This is a genomic window from Cupriavidus sp. R6-3 (genome assembly GCF_059772245.1).
Map to the genome: position 1 here is coordinate 1 of NZ_JCBAJO010000352.1, position 3,575 is coordinate 3,575.

Here is a 3,575-nt window from a genome sequence, read left to right on the forward strand (position 1 = left end):
CCGGGCGGTGACACGCATCCTGACCGATCACGACGGCGCCTTCAGGGATGTCGATACGCCCGAGGACCTGCGCTGATGGCTGCGGGCGCGGCCCGCTAGCTGATTGCGTTCTCCCTCTCCTCCTCAGGGGGAGAGGGTTGGGGCGACGGAAAAAAGATGGAGTGCCCCATCACCCCTGATCGCTCTCCGCAAGACTGCGCAGGTATTCGCGGCTCCACCAGTGCACGTCCTGGGCGCGGATGTTCTCGAGCAGCTTCTGATGGCGGCTCTGCCGCTCTGCCAGCGGCATGTGCAGCGCCTGCTGGATCGCCTGCGCGGTGCCCTGGATGTCGTAGGGATTGACCAGCAGCGCTTCCTTGAGCTGCTCGGCCGCGCCGGCGAAGCGCGACAGCACCAGCACGCCGGGATCGTCCGGGTCCTGCGCGGCGATATATTCCTTGGCAACCAGGTTCATGCCGTCGCGCAGCGGCGTCACCAGCGCGACGCGCGCCGCCCGGCACAGCCCCGGCAGGCGCCGGCGCGACGTGGTGCGGTGGATATAGCGGATCGGCATCCAGTCGAGCTCGCCATACTCGCCGTTGATCGCCCCGGACATGCCCTCCAGCTGGCGGCGCAGATCGGCATAGGCGTCGACGGACTCGCGCGACGGCGCCGCGATCTGGATCAGCGTGGCGCTCGAACGGTTCTCCGGATACTGCGCCAGCAGCGCCTGGAACGCCTTCAGCCGCTCCGGCAGCCCCTTCGAATAGTCCATCCGGTCCACGCCCAGCAGCAGCCGCCGGCGCGCGTACTGGGCCATCATCATCTCGTAGGTTTCCTGGGCCTCGTGGCCCTTGCCCAGCGAGACGAACTCGTCGACGTCGATGCCGATCGGAAACGCCTGCGCGCGCACGGTGCGATGGAAGGCGCGGTAGCGGTGGTCGCCCATCGGCTCGGCGCCGGCCTCGGACTGCGCGTAGCGCGCGAAGTGCTCGAGGTCGGCCTGGCTCTGGAAGCCGATCAGGTCGTAGGCGAACAGCGCGCGCATCAGCCATTCGTGCTGCGGAATGGTGGTCAGGATCGGCGGTGGCGGCAGCGGGATATGGAGGAAGAAACCGATGCGCTGGCCGCATCCCATCGCCCGCAGTTCCGCGGCCAGCGGAATCAGGTGATAGTCGTGGATCCAGATCATGTCGTCCGGCCGCAGCAGCGGCGCCAGCTTGCGCGCGAACAGCTGGTTGACGCGGCGGTAGACGTTCAGATGGCCGGCGTCGAAATCGGCCAGATCGACGCGGTAGTGGAACACCGGCCACAGCACGCCGTTGCTGTAGCCGAGGTAGTAGGCGTCGTGGTCCTCGCGGCTCAGGTCGACCGTGGCCAGCGTTACGTCGCCGGCATGCTGCAGATGCAGTTCGCCTTCTCCGGGCGTGCCACCCTGCGCGGTCTCGACGACCCGGCCGCTCCAGCCGAACCAGAGCCCGCCGGTGGCATTCAGCGTTTCGCCGAGCGCCACCGCCAAACCGCCGGCGGCGGCATTGCGGGGGTCGGCGACGCGGTTGGATACCGCTACCAGTCTTGACATAGGCCTCCTGTGTGGCGGCGCGCCGGCGCGCGCCGCCCGGTGAATCGGGGCCGGCTCAGATCACCGCGTCCCATGGCGACGACAGGCGCATCGCGCCGTTGATCAGGCCGACCATCGAATAGGTCTGCGGGAAGTTGCCCCACATTTCGCCGGTAACCGGATGCGTGTCCTCGGACAGCAGGCCGAGCGGATTGCGCGCGGCCAGCATCGCCTCGAAGATCTCGCGTGCCTGTTCCTTGCGGCCGATGCGCGCGAGCGCATCGATCCGCCAGAAGGTGCAGATGTTGAAGGCGGTCTCGGGCTTGCCGAAATCGTCGGGCGCCTCGTAGCGGCGCATGTAGGGGCCGTCGCACAGCACCTCTTCCAGCCGTTCGAGGGTCGCGACGAAGCGCGCGTCGCGCGGATCGATGAAGCCGACCTCGGCCATCAGCAGCACGCTGGCGTCGAGCTCGCGTCCGCCGAAGCTCTCGGCGAAGGCCTGGCGTTCCTCGCTCCACGATTCGCGCAGGATGCGCTCGCGCATCGTGTCCGCATGCTTGCGCCAGTAGGCCGCGCGCGCCGGCAGCTGAAGCTCGTCGCCGATCTTGGCGAGCCGGTCGCAGGCCGCCCAGCTCATCAGCGCGGACGAGGTATGCACCCGGGCGCGCGTGCGCAACTCCCACATGCCGGCATCGGGCGTGCCGAACACGCGCACCGCCTGTTCGCCGACCTGCTCCAGCACGCGGTATTCGGCCGGGCCGCCGCGATGCAGCAGCCGGTGGTCGTGGAAGGCCTGCGCGGCGCCGAGCACCACGTTGCCGTAGACGTCGTGCTGGAAGTGTTCCTGCGCCTGGTTGCCGACCCGCACCGGCCCCATGCCGCGGTAGCCGGCGACATGTTCGAGCACGCTCTCGGGCAGCTCGCGTTCGAGGCCGATGCCGTACAGCGGCTGGATATGGCCGTCCTTGGACTGCATCACCACATTGGACATCCAGCGCAGATAGTCCTCCATGGTGCCGACTTCGGACAGGCTGTTGAGCGCGCGGATCACGAAGAAGGCGTCGCGCAGCCAGCAGAAGCGATAGTCCCAGTTGCGGCCGCTGTGCGGGGCCTCGGGAATGCTGGTGGTCATCGCGGCGACGATCGCGCCGGTCTCCTCGTACAGCGACATCTTCAGCGTGATGGCGGCCCGGATCACCGCGTCCTGCCATTCGCGCGGCACCGCCAGCCGGCGCGTCCACAGCTTCCAGTACGAGATGGTCTCCTGCTCGAAGTCGCGCGCGGTCTCGTCGACGCCGTGCTGCAGCGTCTCGTCGGGGCCGAGGATGAAGTTCATGCCCTGCGTGACCAGGAACGGCGTGTTGGCCATCACATAGGTCAGCGGCGCGTCGGTGGTCATGCGCAGCGTCATGTCGTCGCCGACGAAGCGGACGTGGCTGCTGCCGCGCGAGGTCTGCGGCACCGTGCGGCCCCAGTTGAAGCGCGGCGCGATGCAGACCCGCACGCGCGGCGCGCCCTTGACCGGGCGGATGCGCCGCACCAGCGTCAGCGGACGGAAATAGCGGCCGAGGCGGAAAAAACGCGGCGCGAAATCGGTGATTTCGAGGCAATTGCCGTGACGGTCGGTCAGGCGCGTGCGCAGCACCGCGGTATTCGGCTCGTACCATTGGCGCGATTCGGCGAAGTCCTCGATCTCGATCGAGAAGTGGCCGGCGTTCTCGCTTGGGTCCAGCAGCGCGTTGAAGACCGGATCGCCGTCGAAGCGCGGCAGGCAGCACCAGACGATGCGGCCGCGCGAATCGACCAGCGCCGAGAAGGCGCAGTTGCCGATCATGCCCAGCGATAGCGAAGGCGGGCAATATCGCCCGCCCTGCTGTGTGCCGTCGCTGTTGATCTCGTCGGCGCGGTTGCGCGCTACCCCGGATTCAGGCTGACTCACAAACTTCCCCCTTGTCAGGATGAGGTGGTGGACGCGGATGGATTGGTGCCGCTGCCGGACGGCGCCGCTGCCGCGGCAGCGGCGGGAGCGGCGTCG

The 3,575-nt window shown here is 68.3% G+C and carries 2 protein-coding genes; both read right to left on the minus strand.

The genetic code is table 11. The features are described from left to right. Nucleotides 1-169: 169 nt before the first annotated feature. Nucleotides 170-1,561, minus strand: a complete 1,392-nt coding sequence (gene otsA, locus AC6EI8_RS25345) for an alpha,alpha-trehalose-phosphate synthase (UDP-forming) (protein ID WP_149320151.1) — start codon at nt 1,559-1,561, stop codon at nt 170-172. Nucleotides 1,562-1,616: 55 nt separating this feature from the next. After that, entirely contained in the window at nt 1,617-3,374 is a 1,758-nt protein-coding gene (locus AC6EI8_RS25350; protein ID WP_149320169.1) for a glycoside hydrolase family 15 protein, read from the minus strand. Nucleotides 3,375-3,575: the final 201 nt, after the last annotated feature.